General features: G+C 72.9%; 11 protein-coding genes and 1 pseudogene. 5 read left to right on the top strand and 7 right to left on the bottom strand.

Going from position 1 to position 16328, the window contains the following annotated elements:
* The first annotated feature begins 35 nt into the window (after positions 1 to 35).
* On the top strand, positions 36 to 1169 hold the full coding sequence (gene dusB / locus ACZ4M5_RS05555; protein WP_467733388.1) for a tRNA dihydrouridine synthase DusB: 1134 nt from the start codon (positions 36 to 38) through the stop codon (positions 1167 to 1169).
* Here the strand turns inward: dusB and ACZ4M5_RS05550 are convergent, their stop codons facing one another.
* Together ACZ4M5_RS05550 and ACZ4M5_RS05545 are read right to left on the bottom strand one after the other, a co-directional pair.
* Positions 1170 to 3020: a sulfatase-like hydrolase/transferase gene (locus ACZ4M5_RS05550; RefSeq protein ID WP_467733386.1), complete on the bottom strand. Its 1851-nt coding sequence runs from the start codon at positions 3018 to 3020 to the stop codon at positions 1170 to 1172.
* Positions 3021 to 3166: 146 nt separating this feature from the next.
* Positions 3167 to 3745: pseudogene (locus ACZ4M5_RS05545) on the bottom strand (glycogen debranching N-terminal domain-containing protein); the annotation flags it as partial.
* A 478-nt stretch (positions 3746 to 4223) separates the two neighbouring features.
* On the opposite strand from ACZ4M5_RS05545, the gene ACZ4M5_RS05540 reads away from it, so the two are divergent.
* On the top strand, positions 4224 to 5450 hold the full coding sequence (locus tag ACZ4M5_RS05540) for an ROK family protein (protein WP_467733384.1): 1227 nt from the start codon (positions 4224 to 4226) through the stop codon (positions 5448 to 5450).
* 407 nt (positions 5451 to 5857) lie between these two features.
* The gene (gene ppdK / locus ACZ4M5_RS05535; RefSeq protein WP_467733382.1) at positions 5858 to 8605 is read left to right on the top strand and encodes a pyruvate, phosphate dikinase; all 2748 of its coding nucleotides are present in this window, start codon (positions 5858 to 5860) and stop codon (positions 8603 to 8605) included.
* Positions 8606 to 8780: 175 nt separating this feature from the next.
* Here the strand turns inward: ppdK and ACZ4M5_RS05530 are convergent, their stop codons facing one another.
* From ACZ4M5_RS05530 to ACZ4M5_RS05510, 5 genes are all read right to left on the bottom strand, one after another.
* Positions 8781 to 9299 (bottom strand): NUDIX hydrolase, encoded by a 519-nt coding sequence (locus ACZ4M5_RS05530; protein WP_467733380.1) that lies wholly within the window; start codon positions 9297 to 9299, stop codon positions 8781 to 8783.
* A 113-nt stretch (positions 9300 to 9412) separates the two neighbouring features.
* Entirely contained in the window at positions 9413 to 10570 is a 1158-nt protein-coding gene (locus tag ACZ4M5_RS05525; RefSeq protein ID WP_467733378.1) for an alkaline phosphatase PhoX, read from the bottom strand.
* A 184-nt stretch (positions 10571 to 10754) separates the two neighbouring features.
* Positions 10755 to 11105 carry a nitrite reductase small subunit NirD gene (nirD, locus tag ACZ4M5_RS05520; protein ID WP_467733376.1) on the bottom strand — a complete coding sequence of 117 codons (351 nt, stop codon included), beginning with the start codon at positions 11103 to 11105 and terminating at the stop codon, positions 10755 to 10757.
* Positions 11102 to 13708, bottom strand: coding sequence for a nitrite reductase large subunit NirB (gene nirB, locus ACZ4M5_RS05515; RefSeq protein WP_467733374.1), 2607 nt, complete (start codon positions 13706 to 13708; stop codon positions 11102 to 11104). The genes nirD and nirB overlap by 4 nt, the downstream gene beginning before the upstream one ends.
* Entirely contained in the window at positions 13708 to 14922 is a 1215-nt protein-coding gene (locus tag ACZ4M5_RS05510; protein WP_467733372.1) for an NAD(P)/FAD-dependent oxidoreductase, read from the bottom strand. Before ACZ4M5_RS05510 ends, nirB begins: the two co-directional genes overlap by 1 nt.
* A 158-nt stretch (positions 14923 to 15080) precedes the next feature.
* Here ACZ4M5_RS05510 and ACZ4M5_RS05505 point away from each other — a divergent pair, with 158 nt between their 5' ends.
* On the top strand, positions 15081 to 15863 hold the full coding sequence (locus ACZ4M5_RS05505; RefSeq protein WP_467733370.1) for a sulfite exporter TauE/SafE family protein: 783 nt from the start codon (positions 15081 to 15083) through the stop codon (positions 15861 to 15863).
* A 162-nt stretch (positions 15864 to 16025) separates the two neighbouring features.
* A complete protein-coding gene (locus ACZ4M5_RS05500; protein ID WP_467733368.1) occupies positions 16026 to 16268 on the top strand; it encodes a hypothetical protein in 243 nt (80 codons plus the stop codon).
* Positions 16269 to 16328 lie beyond the last annotated feature (60 nt).

Here is a 16328-nt window from a genome sequence, read left to right as displayed (position 1 = left end):
AACTTTACCCGTTCATTGCACGGCACAATGGAGGAATGTCCACGCCCCTCCAGATCGGCCCGCACACCGTCCGGCCCCCCGTCGTCCTGGCCCCGATGGCCGGGATCACCAACGCTCCCTTCCGCACCCTGTGCCGGGAGTTCAGCGGGGGCAAGGGCCTGTTCGTCAGCGAGATGATCACCACCCGGGCCCTGGTCGAGCGCAACGAGAAGACGATGCAGCTCATCCACTTCGACGCGAGTGAGCGGCCCCGGTCCATCCAGCTCTACGGCGTCGACCCGGCGACCGTCGGCAAGGCCGTCCGCATGATCGCGGAGGAGGACCTCGCCGACCACATCGACCTCAACTTCGGCTGCCCCGTGCCGAAGGTCACCCGCAAGGGCGGCGGCTCGGCGCTGCCGTACAAGCGGAACCTGCTGCGCGCCATCCTGCGCGAGGCCGTCAGCGGCGCCGGTGACCTGCCGGTGACGATGAAGATGCGCAAGGGCATCGACGACGACCACATCACCTACCTCGACGCCGGCCGCATCGCCGTCGAGGAGGGCGTCACCGCCATCGCGCTGCACGGCCGCACCGCCGCCCAGCACTACGGCGGCACCGCCGACTGGGAGGCCATCGCCCGGCTCAAGGAGCACGTGCCGGAGCTCCCCGTGCTGGGCAACGGCGACATCTGGTCCGCCGAGGACGCCCTGCGGATGGTCCGCGAGACCGGCTGCGACGGCGTGGTCGTGGGCCGCGGCTGCCTCGGCCGGCCCTGGCTCTTCGCCGACCTCGTGGCCGCCTTCGAGGGCCGCCCCGAGGACATCGCCCGGCCCGCCCTGCGCGAGGTCGCCGACGTCATGGTCCGGCACGCCACGCTGCTCGGCGAGTGGATCGGCGACGAGTCCAAGGGCGTCGTCGACTTCCGCAAGCACGTCGCCTGGTACCTGAAGGGCTTCGCGGTCGGCTCCGAGATGCGCAAGCGTCTCGCGATCACCTCGTCCCTGGAGGAGCTGCGCTCCGGCCTGGACGAACTCGACCTCGACCAGCCCTGGCCCACCGGCGCCGATGGGCCCCGCGGCCGTACGTCCGGCAACAACCGCGTGGTGCTGCCGGACGGCTGGCTGAAGGACCCCTACGACTGCGCCGGCGTCGGCGAGGACGCCGAGCTCGACACCTCCGGCGGCTGATCAGCCCGTCGAGGGGTGCGGCGTGGAGCCGTACGCCTTCAGGAAGCGGTCGCGGAAGGAGTCCATCCGCCACACCGGTGCGTCGTGGGCGGGCCTGAGGCCCTCCGTCCAGTTCCAGTCGGCGACCTTGTCCAGGACCTTCGGGTCCTTGGCGACGATCGACACCGGCACGTCGCGCGAGGCGTGGTCGCCGCTGACCCGGGCGATGGGCTGGTGGTCGCCGAGGAAGACCAGGACGGTGTCGTCGGTGCCGTAGCGCTGCAGCCACTCGGTCAGGCTGGTGACCGAGTACTGGATGGACTTGCCGTACTCCTCGCGGGACTTGGTGGTGTCGGTGATGACGTCCGAGGCCTTGTTGCCGGCCTGCTGGATCGCGTCGAAGACGGAGCCGTCGCCGAGCTCGTCCCAGCCGACCGGCTTCGGGATCGGCGCCCAGGGCTGGTGGCTGGAGGTGAGGATGACGAGGGACATCAGCGGCTTGTCCCGCTCCCTGCCGTGCACCTGCCGCTGGAACGCCTCCAGGGCGTACTGGTCGGGCATGGTCGACCAGCTGAACTTCGGCCCCTTGTAGCCCAGGTCGAACGCGTCGTAGACCTTGTCCAGGCCGTACCACTTCTCCTCCGGCCAGCCCTTCTGCACACCCGGCATCACGCCGACCGTGTCCCAGGCGCCGGTCCGCTGGAACGCCTTGGTGAGCGTCAGGTGGTCGCCCGCGGTGACCGTGCGATAGCGGCGCTGGTTGTCGATCCACAGCCCGGACATGGTCGTGGAGTGACCGAGCCAGCTGCTGCCGCCGTAGGTCGCCGAGGTCAGCCAGCCGCTGCGCGCCGCGAAGCCGGCCCGGCGCAGCGCCGCGGTGCTCGCGTCCAGGGTCCGGTCGACGCCGGGGGCCATGACCGGGTCCTCGACGGCACTGCGCCCGTAGCTCTCGATGAAGGTGAAGATCACGTCCTTGCCGCGCAGGTCGGGCAGGAGCTCGCCCGGCGGGGTGTCGCCGAAGGTGTCGGCCCGGGCCTCCTTCGCGAACGCGGCCTCGTCGCGCAGCGAGTCGACCGTGCGCTGGGCGTGCACCCGCAGTGCGCCGGCGCCGCGCCCCGAGGCGATCGGGCCGCCCGGCAGCGTCAGGCCGAGAGCGGCACACGCGACCCACGCGGTGCCCGCGAGCAGGACCCCCCTGGTGGAGCGCGCCCGGTGGCGGGCCAGCACGCCGGCCAGCCGGACCGTCGCCGCGACCATGACGGCGGCGACGAGCAGCACGAGCACGACCGCCCCGACAGCGGCCGCGGTCGCCACACCCCCGCCGAAGGTGTCCCGGACGTAGCCCTGCGCGTCCGGCAGCAGGTCCCAGTCGAGCGCGGCGTTGAAGCCCCGGCCGAGGTACTCGTTGAACCCCATGTCGAGCAGGTTGACCGTGGTCAGCACGGTGAGCCCCAGCCCGTACAGCACCGCTGCGGCCAGTCGGGGCCGCGGCGGCAGCACCAGCACCACGACGGCCCCGGCGACCGCCTCCACGGGGATCCTCGCGAAGCTGCCCGCGTGCAGCGCCGGAAGCCTGTTCGGCAGCAGCAGCGCCCCGAGGACCAGGGCCGCGGCCAGCAGGGTCGTGGCCAGGTGCAGCGCACCGGCGGTCCGCGGGTACCGGGTGCGCCAGGTGCGCAGACGGGTCAGCAGGTGACCGAGGAGCGACCGCGAGGGGGTGCCCCGCACCGCGCCCCCGTCCGGGGCAGCGGCGGGCTCCCCGGCCGGGTCGCCCGCGCCCTCCCCCCTGCCCGGGGCCTCCGTCCCGGCCGCGTCCCCGGGTGGGCCGTCGCCCGGCTGGGGCGGCACTTGGAAGCGTGTGAAGACAGGCACCCGGAGGTCCTTCCCGTGCGGAACGCGGCGAAGTGGCGGACCCGCGTGGGGGAACGGGTCCGCCACCGTTGCGTACGGGACGCCCACCAGGTGCGTTCAGCCCGCCGGGCCACGGCTCGGCAAACACCCGGCAAACCTCCGGCGGGACGGCGCGCACCGGTGCCGGTCTCCTCCACGGCTTCCGGCGGCGGTTCCGCCGTCAGGCTCGTCACGGACCGCCGGGCGCCGCGGCGGTGGACGAACTCCGCTCCGTGGGGGAGTACTTGACGGGAGCGCACCGCGCCGGGATCGGCGTAGGTGCGGTGGTCCGAGCGCAGCTCGAACCGGTCGGTGAAGCCGGCGTCCGCAGCCACCGCCAGGCACACCGTCGTCGGCACCGGGCGGTTGCTGGTGACCCGCAGCGACTCCACGAACGAGGCGTCCCCGGCGGCCTGTTCGCGCGGCAGGGTGCAGGTGGGCGGTCCGTCGCGGCCGCCGCGCGGGACGAGGACGCAGCGTGCGGTGCCCCCGTCGGCCACCGGCGTCAGCACCTCGGGCACCGACCCGCCGACGGTGAGCTGCCAGCGGCTCGGATGCCGTGCGTCCCACACGAACATGCCGCCCGGTGCGCCGGCTCCCCGGCGCCCGCTGATGTCGCCGCCGTCGCCGTCGCCGCCGTCGCCGCCGCAGTCGCCGAGGGCGGCGAACGTCCCTCCGTGCACGAGCAGATGCGTGCGTTCCGTCACCTGCCGGTCGCCTCCCTGATCACCATGACGCGACGGCCGTCCCCTGCGGGCCGGGTGGTGCGGTGGGTCGAGCCGGCCCGAGGGGGCCCAGCGCGTGGCGGGACCGCTGTGATCCCCGTCCACCGGTGGTGTGGGCGGGGCCCGTTGTCCCTACTCTGGTGGCATGCACGCCCGGGGGACGCCGAGTTCCCCGGCGGCGGTGGAGGGCCGCCGCCCGGGACCACGGGCCCGGACCCGTCCGGCGGGACCGCGGCGAAGCGGTGCTTCCGGCGTGCGGGGGCGGTGCGGTGGAGGGCGGCTCGGAAACGGAGGTGCCGCCTGCGGGGGGACCGGGGGCGCGTGCGCGGTGCGATCCACTCGGGGCTCTCCGTAAGACGTCGGGCCGGGCCCGCCCGGCAACGGCTACCGTGGGGTTACGTCTACTTAACACGCAAAACCCACTATGTAAGGCACGGTTGGGAAACACAAGGGGGTGTACATGGGCGGACAGCCCGGGAGAACCGGAAGAAGCGCGGGTCAGGGCAGTGCAGGCGATCTGCTCGAACTGGTGCGCAGCCGACGCGCCACGACCAGGGGCGCGCTGCAGCAGGCGACCGGACTGTCGCGGGCGACCGTCGGCCAGCGGCTGGACCGGCTCTTCCGTGCGGGCTGGCTGCGCGAGGGAGCCGGGGGGCCGGTCGACTCCCCGCTGGGCGGGCGGCCGTCCATCACCCTGGAGTTCGACGACCGGCACGCGGTCGTCCTGGCCGCCGACCTCGACACCCGGAACGCGCGGGCGGCCGTGCTGTCGCTCAGCGGCGAGATCCTCGCGGAGCACTCCGGCACCCTCGTCGTCGAGAACGGTCCCGATGCCGTGCTCGGTGAACTGGGCCGCTGGTTCGCCGGGCTGCTGGAGAAGACCGGGCACGGCGCACAGGCCGTCTGTGGGGTGGGACTGGCGGTCCCCGGTCCGGTCGACACCGCCACCGGCCGGGTCGTGCAGCCGCCGATCATGCCCGGCTGGGACGGCTACGACATCAGGAGCCGTACGGCCCGGGCGCTCGCCGAGCACGCGGGCGCCGGCGAGGTCCCGGTGCTGGTGGACAACGACGCCAACCTCATGGCGTACGGCGAACAGCGCGCCGGCTACCCCGACTGCTCCGCCTTCGTCCTGGTGAAGGTCTCCACCGGCATCGGCGCCGGCGTCGTGGTCGACGGTGCCGTCTTCCGCGGGGTCGACGGCGGCGCCGGGGACATCGGGCACATCCGGGTCCCGGAGGGCGCCCAGGCGCTGTGCCGGTGCGGCTCCTGGGGCTGCCTGGCCGCGGTCGCCAGCGGCGGTGCGGTCGCCCGGCGGCTCACCGAGGCCGGGGTGCCGGCCTCCTCCGCGGCGGACATCCGCGAACTGCTGGCCTCCGGGCACCCGGAGGCGGTCGGGCTCGCCCGGGAGGCGGGGCGCCGGGTCGGTGACGTCCTGGCGACCGTCGTGACCCTGCTGAACCCGGGGGTCCTGATGATCGCCGGAGATCTGGCCGGAACTCCCTTCCTCACCGGCGTGCGCGAACTGCTCTACCAGCGGGCGCTGCCCCGCTCCACCGCCCACCTCGACGTGGTCACCGCACGGCTGGGCGAGCGGGCCGGGCTGGTGGGGGCGGGTGCGATGGTCGTGGAGCACCTCTACGCACCCGAGCGGGCCGAGGAGCGGCTGCGCGCGCTCGGCGTGTGACCACCGTGTTTCCCGTCCCGTGACGCGTCCGCATGGTGAAATCCGGGCGACTGTGGCAGCGTGATTCTCGCCACCCTTGATAAGGGCTGCGCTCAGATGAGCGGATCATGGGCGACTGCACTTCCTCAAAGGGTGGCACTCAGTGCCACCCTTTGATCGTTCATCGAGCGAAATCAAATGTGCGGAAACTTCGCTCAGATGAGCACCTAGAGGGTGGGGAGGAGCGTCTTGCGTTCAAGAAGTGAAAACATGCGGCTGTGATCGCTTGCTCAGCCTTGACTTTCGATCCGCTGGCGGACGAGTGGTTACAGGCGCATGACGCGCGAGTGGACCTCCCCAGATGCCTTTGATCTGGGTATGTTCCTCGCCGTCAGGGCAGCCACCGCGTCCTCGAGGAGTCGAGACCCGTGTCGGAAAACAAAGATCCCCACGTAGCTCAGCCGGGCCAGAGCGTTGAGGGCGTGAAGTTCGTCTACGACTTCACCGAGGGCAACAAGGACCTCAAGGACCTCCTCGGTGGCAAGGGCGCGAACCTCGCCGAGATGACCAACCTCGGACTGCCGGTTCCCCCCGGCTTCACCATCACCACCGAGGCCTGCAAGACCTACCTGGACAGCGGCGAGGAGCCGGCGGCACTGCGTGACGAGGTGAGCGCGCACCTCGACGCCCTCGAGGCCCGCATGGGCAAGAAGCTCGGCCAGGCGGACGACCCGCTGCTGGTGTCGGTGCGCTCGGGCGCCAAGTTCTCCATGCCCGGCATGATGGACACCGTCCTCAACATCGGCCTCTCCGACAAGTCCGTGCAGGGCCTGGCCAAGCAGGCCGGCGACGACCGGTTCGCGTGGGACTCCTACCGGCGCCTCATCCAGATGTTCGGCAAGACCGTCCTCGGCGTGGACGGCGAGCTGTTCGAGGACGCGCTGGAGGCGGCGAAGGCGGCCAAGAAGGTCACCGTCGACACCGAGCTGGAGGCGGCCGACCTCAAGAAGCTCGTCACCAAGTTCAAGAAGATCGTCAAGACCGAGGCCGGCCGGGACTTCCCGCAGGACCCTCGCGAGCAGATGGACCTCGCCATCCACGCGGTCTTCGACTCCTGGAACACCGACCGCGCCAAGCTCTACCGCCGCCAGGAGCGCATCCCGCACGACCTGGGCACGGCCGTCAACGTCTGCTCCATGGTCTTCGGCAACCTCGGCCCGGACTCCGGCACCGGCGTCGCCTTCACCCGCGACCCCGCCTCCGGCCACCAGGGCGTCTACGGCGACTACCTGCAGAACGCGCAGGGCGAGGACGTCGTGGCCGGCATCCGCAACACCGTGCCGCTGGCCGAGCTGGAGCAGATCGACAAGAAGTCGTACGACCAGCTCATGCAGATCATGGAGACGCTGGAGAACCACTACAAGGACCTCTGCGACATCGAGTTCACCATCGAGCGCGGTGTCCTGTGGATGCTCCAGACCCGGGTCGGCAAGCGCACCGCGGGCGCGGCCTTCCGCATCGCGACCCAGCTGGTGGACCAGGGGCTGATCGACGAGGCCGAGGCGCTCACCCGCGTCAACGGCGCCCAGCTCGCGCAGCTGATGTTCCCGCGCTTCGACGAGGACGCGAAGGTCTCGCAGGTCGGCCGGGGCATCGCCGCCTCCCCGGGCGCGGCCGTCGGCAAGGCCGTCTTCGACTCCTACACGGCCGTCAAGTGGTCGCGTTCCGGCGAGAAGGTCATCCTGATCCGCCGCGAGACCAACCCCGACGACCTGGACGGCATGATCGCCGCCGAGGGCATCCTCACCTCCCGCGGCGGCAAGACCTCCCACGCGGCCGTCGTCGCCCGCGGCATGGGCAAGACCTGTGTCTGCGGCGCCGAGGAGCTGGAGGTCGACACCAAGCGCCGCCGGATGACCGTCCCGGGCGGGCACGTCGTGGAGGAGGGCGACGTCGTCTCCATCGACGGTTCCTCCGGCAAGGTCTACCTCGGTGAGGTGCCGGTCGTGCCGTCGCCGGTCGTGGAGTACTTCGAGGGCCGGATGCACCCGGGCGCCGACGACGCCGACGAGCTGGTCGAGGCCGTCCACCGCATGATGGCCTTCGCCGACCGCAAGCGCCGCCTGCGCGTGCGGGCCAACGCCGACAACGCCGAGGACGCGCTGCGCGCCCGCCGCTTCGGCGCCCAGGGCATCGGCCTGTGCCGTACCGAGCACATGTTCCTCGGCGACCGGCGCGAGCTGGTGGAGCGGCTGATCCTGGCCGACACGGACGCCGAGCGCGAGGAGTCCCTCAAGCAGCTGCTGCCGCTGCAGAAGCAGGACTTCGTGCAGCTCTTCGAGTCGATGGACGGCCTGCCGGTCACCGTCCGCCTCCTGGACCCGCCGCTGCACGAGTTCCTGCCGGACATCACCGAGCTGTCCGTCCGCGTGGCGCTGGCCGAGTCCCGCCAGGAGCCGCACGAGAACGAGCTGCGCCTGCTCCAGGCCGTGCACCGGCTGCACGAGCAGAACCCGATGCTGGGTCTGCGCGGTGTGCGCCTCGGCCTGGTCATCCCCGGCCTGTTCACCATGCAGGTCCGGGCGATCGCCGAGGCCGCGGCCGAGCGCAAGGCCGCCAAGGGCGACCCGCGCGCCGAGATCATGATCCCGCTGGTGGGCACGGTCCAGGAGCTGGAGATCGTCCGCGAGGAGGCCGACAAGGTCATCGCCGAGGTCGAGGCCGCCTCCGGCGCGCAGCTGAAGCTCTCCATCGGCACGATGATCGAGCTGCCCCGCGCCGCACTGACCGCCGGTCAGATCGCCGAGGCCGCGCAGTTCTTCTCCTTCGGCACCAACGACCTGACCCAGACCGTGTGGGGCTTCTCCCGGGACGACGTGGAGGCGAGCTTCTTCACCGCGTACCTGGAGAAGGGCATCTTCGGCGTCTCCCCGTTCGAGACGATCGACAAGGACGGCGTCGGCTCGCTGGTGAAGCTGGCCGCCAAGGCCGGCCGTGAGACCCGGCCCGACCTGAAGCTCGGCGTGTGCGGCGAGCACGGCGGTGACCCGGAGTCGGTCCACTTCTTCCACGAGGTCGGGCTCGACTACGTCTCCTGCTCGCCGTTCCGCATCCCGGTGGCCCGCCTGGAGGCGGGCCGGGCCGCGGTCCAGTCCCAGGGCAGCGACCACCGCTAGCCGGGCACCACGGACCCGGAGCCGCCGACGGTCCCCGACCCTCACCGATCGCGGCGGCTCCGGACCACGGGGGAGAGCGGGGGCGGCACCTTTTGTGCGGAGGTGCCGTCCCCGCTCTTCGGGCATGTCCTCCCCCTGCCTTCCGGGGCGCTCACACGGGTGCCTTCCGGGCCGCTCACACGGGCCGGCTCTCCCGCAGGCACACCACCGTGCCGGTCAGGGCCGCCGCGTGCAGGGCCGTCAGGGCGGGCAGCCCGGGAGACAGGGAGACGCCGGCCAGGTCGCCCGGGGCGAACAGGCCGTCGTCGTCGTGCTCGGCGCTGCGGCGCACGGACAGCGGCGACGGGAGCCGGCCGCCGTGGAAGTAGAAGTCGATCACCGGGCCGGTGCCCAGCACGTCCGACCGGTGGTCGTAGCCGAGGAGCCGGGGCGCCTCGTCCAGCACGAGGCCGGTCTCCTCGCACAGTTCGCGGCGGGCGGCGGTGACGGGGTCCTCCCCGTGGTCCAGCATCCCGCCCGGCAGCCCCCACATCCCCGCCCCCGGCTGGCCCGCGGCATAGCGCAGCAGCAGCATCCGGTCCTCGGCGTCCAGCAGCAGGACGCAGGAGGCGGCGATGCTCTGCGGCAGTGTCCGCACCCACTCGGCACGCGGCAGGACGAGCGGTACGTCGGAGGCGGGCACGGTCGTGTCCACGGGTGATGTCCCTTCCGTCGGCACGGCAGCCCGAACGGGCTGCCCGACCGGAGGAACGCCCGGGCCCGCCGATGGTCACCGGCGGGCCCGGTGCAGGAGGGGGCGCACCGGGGTCACGCCCGGAACGGACCCCGCACCTCGTAGGTGATGCCGCCCGAGGAACTGCCCGTGGTGCCGCGCTGACTGGAGAAGTACAGGCGGGTGCCGTCGGGGGAGAAGGCCGGGCCGGTGATCTCCGAGGCGGACTGGCCCTCGACGCGCAGGAACGGGGCGACGACGTCGGCGGGGGTGATGACGCAGATGTCCATCGTGCCGCCGTCCTCGGCGACGAAGAGGTCGCCGGAGGCGGCGCCGGTGACGTTGTCGACGCCGGTCAGGGGGGCGGTGCCGCCGGTCACCAGCGAGTCGTCGTAGGCGAGTTCGATGGTCTGCGCGGCCGCGTCGTACCGCCAGACGCGGTTGTCGCCCTTGGTGGTGAACCAGCAGGTGTCGTTCGCGTAGTGGCAGCCCTCGCCGCCGTTGAAGCGCTTGGCGCCGGAGACCTGGCTGCGGGTGGCGGTCGCGCCGGACGGGTCGGGCACGCGGGCCCAGCCGACCGGACCGCTGGTGCCGCTGCCCGCCACCAGCACCTCCAGCGTGCCGGAGGACAGGTCGCCCCAGGTCGTCGGGCGGAAGCGGTAGAAGCAGCCGTCGGTGACGTCCTCCGTCAGGTAGACGACCCGCCGGACCGGGTCGGCGGCCGCCGCCTCGTGCTTGAACCGGCCCATGGCGTCCCGCCGCACCGCCGGCTTCACGCCCCACGGGTCGGTCTCGTAGACGTAGCCGCGGTCCACCTCCTCGCAGGACAGCCAGGTGTTCCAGGGCGTCCTGCCGCCCGCGCAGTTCTGCCGCGTGCCGGACAGGATCCGGTGCGCCCCGGTGATCGCGCCCGTCGCGGAGAACACCACCGCGCTCGCGCCGCCCGAGGGGTTGATCTCCGAGTTGGACACGTAGATCCAGCCCGTGCCGTCGGCGTAACACGCGCCGCCGTCCGGGGCGTTGTGCCACGTGTACGACGTGCTGCCGACCCGCTGGCCGGAGCGGGCCACGACCCGGCTGGTGAAGCCGGCCGGCAGCCTGATGCCGTTGGCGTCGGGGGAACCGAGCGGGCCGTAGGGGCCGGCGCCGGGCTGGGCGGGGGCGGCGTACGCGGCGCCGCGCCACAGGGTTCCGCCCAAGGCGGCCGAGGTACCGCCGAGGACGGCCGCACGCAGGAGACTGCGACGTTCCACTCTCACTCCATCAAGTGCCGTACCGCCCCGCCGCCGGTCGACGGCGGGGTCGTGCTGGGAGCAGGGGAGGGCGGGAGGAACGCTAGGGGCACGGGATTGACGGAGCATGGACAAAACGTGGCGGCCGGGGGGCGGATCGCCCCCCGGCCGCGGGCCGTTCGCCGTGGGTCCCGGCGGCGGGACGTCAGGCGGCGCGCACCTCGTACGCCGCCACCCGGACCGTCTCGTCGTCCAGGCACTGGCCCGACACCAGGTCGAAGCGCTGCTTCAGCAGCGGCGAGGCGACGAAGGGGCGGCCCCGGTGGGTGCCCGTCAGGCCGCGGGAGAGGACGGCCGCGCCCGTGAAGGGATCGCGGTTGTCGACGGCGAACAGCGCGCCGGTGCGGTCGCGGAAGAGCGCCGCCTGGCGCCCGCCGGGCAGCAGGGCCGCCACCCCGCGGCCGGGGAGCAGCGCGCTGAGGTCGCAGACCGCGAACCATTCGCCCGCCAGGCGGAGTTCGACCTTCAGGTCGGTGGTCTCGGGTGCCAGGGTCATCGCTGGGCGCTTCCTTCCAGTACGTCGTCGGCGGGTCGCATGCCGAGGGACAGCAGCGGCAGGTCGGGCTTCATCTGGTCGCGCTCCGGGACGAAGGCGACGACGGGGTCGGGGGTGTCCGGGGCGTTGACGAAGGACACGAACCGGGCGAGCTTGTCGGGGTCGTTGACGGTCTCGGCCCACTCGTCGCGGTAGTGCGCGACATGCGCCCGCATCAGCTGCTCCAGCTCCTCGCAGATGCCGAGCGAGTCGTGCACGACGACGTCCCGCACGTGGTCCAGGCCGCCCGGGATCCGCTCCAGCCAGGTCGAGGTGCGCTCCAGCCGGTCGGCCGTGCGGATGTAGAACATCAGGAACCGGTCGATCAGGCGCACCAGTTCGGCGTCCGACAGGTCCTGTGCCAGCAGGTCCGCGTGGCGGGGCGTGGCGCCGCCGTTGCCTCCGACGTAGAGGTTCCAGCCGTTGGCGGTGGCGATCACGCCGAAGTCCTTGGACTGCGCCTCGGCGCACTCGCGCTGGCAGCCGGAGACGGCCGACTTGAGCTTGTGCGGGGAGCGCAGCCCCCGGTAGCGCAGCTCCAGGTCGATCGCCATCCGCACCGAGTCCTGGACGCCGTAGCGGCACCAGGTCTGCCCCACGCAGGACTTCACCGTGCGCAGCGACTTGCCGTAGGCGTGACCGGACTCGAAGCCGGCGTCGACCAGGCGGGCCCAGATCAGCGGGAGTTGCTCGACCCGCGCGCCGAACATGTCGATCCGCTGGCCGCCGGTGATCTTCGTGTAGAGCCCGAAGTCGCGGGCGATCTCGCCGATGACGATCAGCTTCTCCGGGGCGATCTCGCCGCCGGGGATGCGGGGCACGACGGAGTACGAGCCGTTCTTCTGCAGGTTGGCCAGGAAGTGGTCGTTGGTGTCCTGCAGGGCGGCCTGCTCACCGTCCAGGACGTAACCACTCGCGCCGATCGCCGGGGCGAGGGAGGCGATGATCGAGCCGACCGTCGGCTTGCACACCTCGCAGCCCTCACCGCCCCGGGCCTCCTCGCGGCCGTGGCGGTCCAGCAGGTCCCGGTAGCTGTTGATGCGCAGGGCGAGGACGATCTCGTACAGCTCCTCGCGGGTCTGCGGGAAGCAGCCGCACAGGCCCTTGTCGACCTCGACGCCGCTCGCCTCCAGCTCGGCGTCGACGAGCTGCCCGAGGACCTTCACGCACGAACCGCAGCCGGTGCCGGCCTTGGTGCACTTCTTCACCTCCGGCACGGTCGTGCAGCGGTGGTCGGTGACCGCGCCGCGGATCGTGCCCTTGGAGACGTTGTGGCAGGAGCAGACGATCGCCTCGTCCGGCAGCGCCGACGGGCCGAGCGCGGCCGGCTGCCCGGCCCCGGCGGGCAGCACCAGCGACTCCGGCGGGACCGGCGGGACGGAACCGGTGAACGCCTTCAGCGTGCCGTAGGCCTCCGCGTCGCCGACCAGGATGCCGCCGAGCAGTGTGCCGTCCCGGCCGATGACCAGCTTCTTGTACAGGCCCGCCCGGGAGTCGGAGTACACCACGTCCAGGCAGTCCCCGGCGGTGCCGTGCGCGTCGCCGAAGGACGCCACGTCCACCCCGAGCAGCTTCAGCTTGGTGGACAGGTCGGCACCCGTGAAGGACGCCTCGTCGGAGGCGATCGTGGCCGCCGCCGTCTCGGCCTGCTCGTATCCCGGCGCCACCAGCCCGTACACCCGGCCGTCCGCGGCCAGCGCACACTCGCCGATGGCGAAGACGTGCGGGTCGGCGACCGTACGGCACCGCTCGTCGACCGCGATGCCGCCGCGCTCGCCGACGGTGAGGCCGCAGTCCCGGGCCAGCTGGTCGCGGGGGCGCACCCCGGCGGAGAACACCACCAGGTCGGTGGCCAGTTCGGAGCCGTCGGACAGCTTCATGCCGGTGACGGCACCGTCCTCGCCGACGACGATCTCCTGCGTGCCGACGCCCGTGTGGACGCTCAGGCCCATCCCCTCGATGGTGCGCAGCAGCGCGGCGCCCCCGCCCTCGTCGACCTGCACGGGCATCAGCCGGGGGGCGAACTCCACGATGTGCGACGTGAGTCCGAGGCCCTTGAGCGCGCCCGCGGCCTCCAGCCCGAGCAGCCCGCCGCCGACCACGGCACCGGTGGTGGCGGTCTTCGCGTACTCCTCGATCGCGAGGAGGTCCTCGATCGTCCGGTACACGAAACAGCCTTCGGCGTCCTTGCCCGGCACCGGCGGCACGAACGGGTAGGAGCCGGTGGCCAGGACGAGGACGTCGTAACCGACGACCTCACCGGAGCGGGCGGTGACCGTGCGGGCCGCGCGGTCCACCGAGACCGCCGGGTCGCCGACCCGCAGCTCGATGCCGTGGTCGGCGAGGAACCGCGGATCCGTCAGGGACAGGTCCTCGGGCGTGCGGCCGGAGAAGTACGAGGTGAGCTGGACGCGGTCGTAGGCCGGGCGAGGCTCCTCGCAGAGCACCACCACACGGTGCGTGGCGGTCAGGCCGCGCTCGGCGAGCGCTTCGAGGAAGCGCTGGCCGACCATGCCGTGGCCGACGAGCACGATCGTGGGGGTCGCCCCCGGGGTGGCCGTCATCAGGAGCCTCCATCGTTGGTGAGCAGGTGGAGCAGCGGGCCGCCGGCAGGGAGCGGCTCTGCTCCCTCCCAGGCGCGGGCGAGCGCGCCGACGGTGCCGAGTTCGCCGACGAGGACCCCGCCGACCAGGCGGTCGTCGCGGACGACGACCTTGCGGTAGGTGCCCCGGGTGGCGTCGGCGAGCTGGACGACGTCGTCGCCCGGGAGCGCCTCGGTCTCGCCGAACGCGGCGAGGTCGAAGGGGCCGTCCCCGCCGGTCAGCGTGAGCCGGGTCAGGGAACGCGTGCCCGTGTAGCGGGCGGCCGGGTCCCCGGCCAGCAACCGGGCCAGGACCTCGGCCTGTTCCAGCGCCGGGGCGGCGAGTCCGTACAGGACGCCGTCGTGCCGGGCGCAGTCGCCGATCGCATGGATGTACGGGTCGGAGGTGCGCAGTTCGTCGTCCACGACGACGCCCTCGCGCACGTCGAGTCCGGCGTCCTGGGCGAGTCCGGTCCGCGGACGGACCCCACAGGCGACGACCACCAGGTCGGCGTCGAGCGCGTACCCGTCGGCGAGCTCCACCGAGCGGACCGCGCCGGCCACGCAGCGCACGTCCCGGACCCGGCACTCGGTGTGCACCTCGACGCCGAGGTCCGTCAGGTGCCGCAGCACCAGCCGTGAGGCGGCCGGATCGAGCTGACGCTCCATCAGCCGCTCGGACTGCTGGGCGAGCACGACCTGCGCGCCGCGCAGGGCGAGGGCCCGGGCCGCGGAGACCCCGAGCAGGCCACCGCCGACGACGACCGCCCGCACACCGGGCCGGACCGCCTTGGACAGGCCCAGGCAGTCGTCCATGGTGCGGAACGCGTGGACACCCTCGGGCAGTTCGCCGCCGCCGGTGAACAGCCCGCGCAGGGGCGGCAGGACGGGGTTGGAGCCGGTGGCGAGGACCAGCCGGCCGTACGCGATGCGGGAGCCGTCCGCGCAGACGACGGCCCGCCGCTCGCGGTCGACGCCGGCGACCCGGGCGCGCCGGACGTCCGCGGGTGCGGGCAGGGCGATCACCTCCGGGCCGTACCGCCCGGCCAGCACCTCGGCGAGCAGGACCCGGTTGTAGGGCCGGTGCTCCTCCTCGCCGACCAGCAGCGCGGGCGTGCCCAGCTCACCGAGCCGCCGGGCGAGCCGTACGCCCGCCAGGCCGGTGCCGATCACCACCACACGCTCGTTCGAGGTCATGTCCTGAGCGTGCGGTGCCGGTGTTACCCGGCCGCATCCCCCCTGTTTCCCGCGGGGAACGCTGCCCTCAGCGGCGGCGGCGGGCGCGTGTGAGGGTTCCTGACGTGCGCGGACGGGCGGTGTGAGGCTCCGCCCGGGCGTCGCATAAGGTCGCCGTCATGCCCGACATATCGCTGACCACGATCGTCCTGCTCTGCGTCGCGGCCCTGGCCGCCGGGTGGATCGACGCGGTGGTCGGCGGAGGCGGCCTCCTGCTGCTGCCGGCGCTGCTGCTGGGCCTGCCGTCGCACACGCCCGCGGCGTACGCGCTGGGGACCAACAAGGCGGTCGCCATCGTGGGCACCACCGGCGCGGCGGTCACCTACGCCCGCAGGGCCCCGGTGGACGTGCGGACGGCGATCCGCATCGGGCTGGCCGCCCTGGCCGGGTCCTCGGCCGGGGCCTTCTTCGCGGCCGGGATGAGCACCGAGGTCCTCAAGCCGGTGATCATGGTGGTCCTGCTCGGGGTGGCCGCCTTCGTGATCCTGCGCCCCGCCTTCGGCACGGCCCCCGCGCCCGGCCCGGCGGGCCCCCGCCGGATCCTCGCGGCGATCGGCCTGGCGGGCCTGGGCATCGGCTTCTACGACGGGCTCATCGGCCCCGGCACCGGCACCTTCCTGGTGCTGACCCTCACCGCCGTCCTCCACCTCGACCTCGTCACCGCCTCCGCCACGGCCAAGATCGTCAACTGCTGCACCAACGCCGGGGCCCTGGCCACCTTCGCCTGGCAGGGCACCGTCCTGTGGCAGCTGGCCGCCCTGATGGCCGTGTTCAACCTGGCGGGCGGCACCCTCGGCGCCCACACCGCCCTGAAGAAGGGCAGCGGATTCGTCCGCGTCGTCCTGCTGACGGTGGTCTTCGCCCTGGTCGCGAACCTCGCCTACGAGCAGTGGGTGGCCTGACGGCCGCGGCTGCGCCGGCCGTTCGGGGCGCGCTGCGCGCCCGCCCCGGCCGTGTGAAGCTGGAGGTGGGGGACGGCGCGCGGGACCGGGCGGTGGTGCGGCGCCGGTACCCGCGACCGCTTCCCGGACGTACCCCGCGCCTCTGCGAAGAAGGAGGCCGTCATGACAGTGGAACGCGGCCGGGGCGACACCGTCCCGGCGGAGTTCGGCGGGCTGCTCGCGGAGTTCCGCGGTCTGCTGGAGAAGTACCCGGACGCCTCCGGGCACTTCTCGCTCGCCTATCACCCGGCCGGGCACGGGGAGGAGGCGGGCACGGCCATGACGGTCGGATTCACCCAGCCCGTCTTCGAGTGCTCGGAGATCGAGCCCGGATTCGTCGTCTGCGAGCGCGTCGACGAGCAGTGAGCGGGCTGCCGGGCGGAAACCCCGGTGGAACGGGCCTCGGGGGGTGCGTGGGGGAAGGGC

The organism is Streptomyces sp. NPDC026246 (assembly GCF_055567995.1).
Note: the sequence above shows the minus strand (reverse complement) of the source record. Positions and strands in the feature narration are given on the sequence as shown.